This is a genomic window from Thermomonas sp., assembly GCF_041905325.1.
Lineage (GTDB): Bacteria > Pseudomonadota > Gammaproteobacteria > Xanthomonadales > Xanthomonadaceae > Thermomonas.
This window is the reverse complement of record NZ_JAYRLK010000027.1, coordinates 1-2,480: the sequence shown is the minus strand read 5'-3', so window position 1 is coordinate 2,480 and position 2,480 is coordinate 1. Positions and strand designations below refer to the sequence as shown.

Here is a 2,480-nt window from a genome sequence, read left to right as displayed (position 1 = left end):
TCGGGCATGTCGGCCACCACGGTGGCGCCGGCCACGCTCCAGGCGCCGCGGTACTCCTCGCGCGGGTCGCACACCGTCACCGCGAAGCCGCTGAACAGTGCCATGGTGGCCAGGTACTCGGTGAGCTGGCCCGCGCCGATCAGCAGCATGCGGTACTCGGGCCCGAAGGTGTTGACGAGCGCGGCGTCCGTCACTTTCAGTTCCTCGGGCGCCAGGGCTTCGGCCAGCGTGACGGCACCGTCGCTCAGGCGCACGGTGCGCTGCATCAGCTGGCCGGCTTCCAGCGCCGTGACCAGCTGCGCCAGGCTGGCGGCGTCAGGGTCGTATTCCAGCAGCAGCTCCAGCGTGCCGCCACAGGGCAGCCCAAAGCGGTGCGCCTCGTCAGCGCTGATGCCGTACTTCACAAAACCCGGCGCGCCACTGGGGATGTGCTTGTCTTCGCCCTGGCCTGAATAGGCCTGGGTGAAGCGGTAGATCAGGTCGTCTTCAATGCAGCCCCCGGACACCGAGCCCACCACCGCCCCGCTTTCGCTCAGCGCCATGATCGAGCCGATGGGCCGCGGCGAACTGCCCCAGGTGCGCACCACCGTGGCCAGCAGCGCGCGCTGGCCCGCTGCGCGCCAGTCGCGCAGCGTGCGCAACACCATCACGTCGAGGTTTTCCATCGCGTCGCTCCGGACTGGCCTCAGCGTGCCAGCAGCCAGATGGCGGCCAGCACCACCGCCGCCCCCACGGCCCAGGCCCACACGGGCACTTTGGCACCCGCAGCCGGTGGGGGGCTGGCCGCCTCCACCTTGGCAGCAGCAGCGTAGGCCTCGGGGTGCTGGCGCTGCATTTCGTCGTCAAAGCGCTTGAAAAAATCTTCTGCCATCGACTTGGCCACCCCGTCGATCAGCCGCTGGCCAAGCTGGGCAATCTTGCCGCCCACCGAGGCGTGCACGGTGTAGCTCAGCACACAGCCACTGCCCTCTTGCGATGGCGCCAGCGACACCTGGGAGTTGCCCTTGCCAAAGCCGGCGGCGCCGCCCTGCCCGTCAAAGGTGATGGTGTAGCTGTTGGGCGGGTTGATATCGCTCAGCGTGATCTTGCCGTTGAACTTGGCCGCCACCGGGCCGATCTTGACCGCCACGCCCACGGCGTACTGGTTGGGGCCGGTGGACTCGACCTTGTCGCAGCCGGGGATGCAGGTCTTCAGCACCTCGGGGTTGTTGAGCGCGTCCCAGGCCTGCTGCTGGGTGATGGCGAGCGCGCGGCTTCCTTGCATGTCCATTTTTTTGTTTCCTTCTAGTTTTTCATGACGGCGGCAAGGCTTGCCGCCAGGTCTTCCAGTTTGCTGATGTTGTGCACCGCCAGCATGCCATGCGCGGCCTTGGCGGCGCCCCGCGCCACGGGGGCGTAGCCGTCAAAGCGCAGCAGCGGGTTGAGCCACAGCAGGCGGCGGCTGCGCCGGCGCAGCCAGCCCAATTCGCGCGCCAGATCGGCCGGCTCGCCGGTGTCCAGCCCGTCGCTGATCACCAGCACCAGCGTGCGCCGGCCCACCAGCCGGCGCGCATGCTGCTCGCGCAGCGTGGCCAACGCGTCGCCCAGGCGGGTGCCGCCGGCAAAGTCGCTGATGGCCAGGCTCGCGGCGGCCAGCATTTCGTCGGTGTCGGCCAGCCGGAAGGCGGGCGTCAGGTCGGTCAGGTGGGTGCCAAAGGCGAACACGTCGGTCCGCCCGCGGGGGCCGTGCACGCTGCGCGTGGCCGCATGCAGAAAACTCAGCAGCAGCCGCGAATAGCGCTCCATCGAGCCCGACACATCCACCAGCACCAGCAGCGGCAGCGGCTGGGCATGGCGCTGCAGGCGGCGCAGCTGCATGATCTCGCCGCCGGTACGGGCGGCGTCGCGCATCACGCCGCTCCAGTGCACGCGTGCGCCGCGCGTGCCGGGCCGCACGCGGCGCGACGGCACGCTGGGCACAGGCAGCGCCACGTCGCGCGCCAGCCGCTCCACGAGCCGGTATTCGCTGCCGCTCAGGGCGTTGAAGTCGGCATGCTTCAAGCGCTGCAGGTCGCTGGCCGTCATGGCGGCGTCAAACTCCACCTTCTGGTCTTCCTGCTTGGGCTTGGCCGCCTGGCCGTAGGCTTTCTGGGGCTGAAGCGCCTCGCGCACGCGCGGGCGGCGCTTGCTCGGCTCGGCCTTGCCCTCGGCGCTGGGCAACAGTTGCGACAGCAGCTTGTTGGCGACTTCGGGGTTGCGGAAGTAGATGTCAAACAGCTCGCGGAACACCATGCGGTCCTGCTCGCGGCTCACCAGCACCGCCTCCATCGCCGCACTCAGGTCGCCCTTGCTGCCCACGCCCACCAGCAGCGCAGCCTGCTGTGCCAGCGCAATGCGCGCACTGTCCAGCCGCACACCCGCGCGGCGCAACGCCCGGCCAAAGCCAGTCACGTTGTCGGCCAGTTTGCCGGTGCGAGCGTCGCCTAGTTGCATGGGCTCAT

At 69.3% G+C, this 2,480-nt stretch carries 3 protein-coding genes; all 3 read right to left on the bottom strand.

What is annotated here, in order from left to right:
• The coding region (locus tag ACE3OK_RS12365; protein ID WP_374249856.1) for an XdhC family protein at positions 1 to 665 on the bottom strand (665 nt) is incomplete at its 3' end.
• A 20-nt stretch (positions 666 to 685) separates the two neighbouring features.
• Positions 686 to 1,264, bottom strand: a complete 579-nt coding sequence (locus ACE3OK_RS12360; protein WP_374249855.1) for a CoxG family protein — start codon at positions 1,262 to 1,264, stop codon at positions 686 to 688.
• A 20-nt stretch (positions 1,265 to 1,284) separates the two neighbouring features.
• The coding region (locus ACE3OK_RS12355; RefSeq protein WP_374249853.1) for a VWA domain-containing protein at positions 1,285 to 2,480 on the bottom strand (1,196 nt) is incomplete at its 5' end.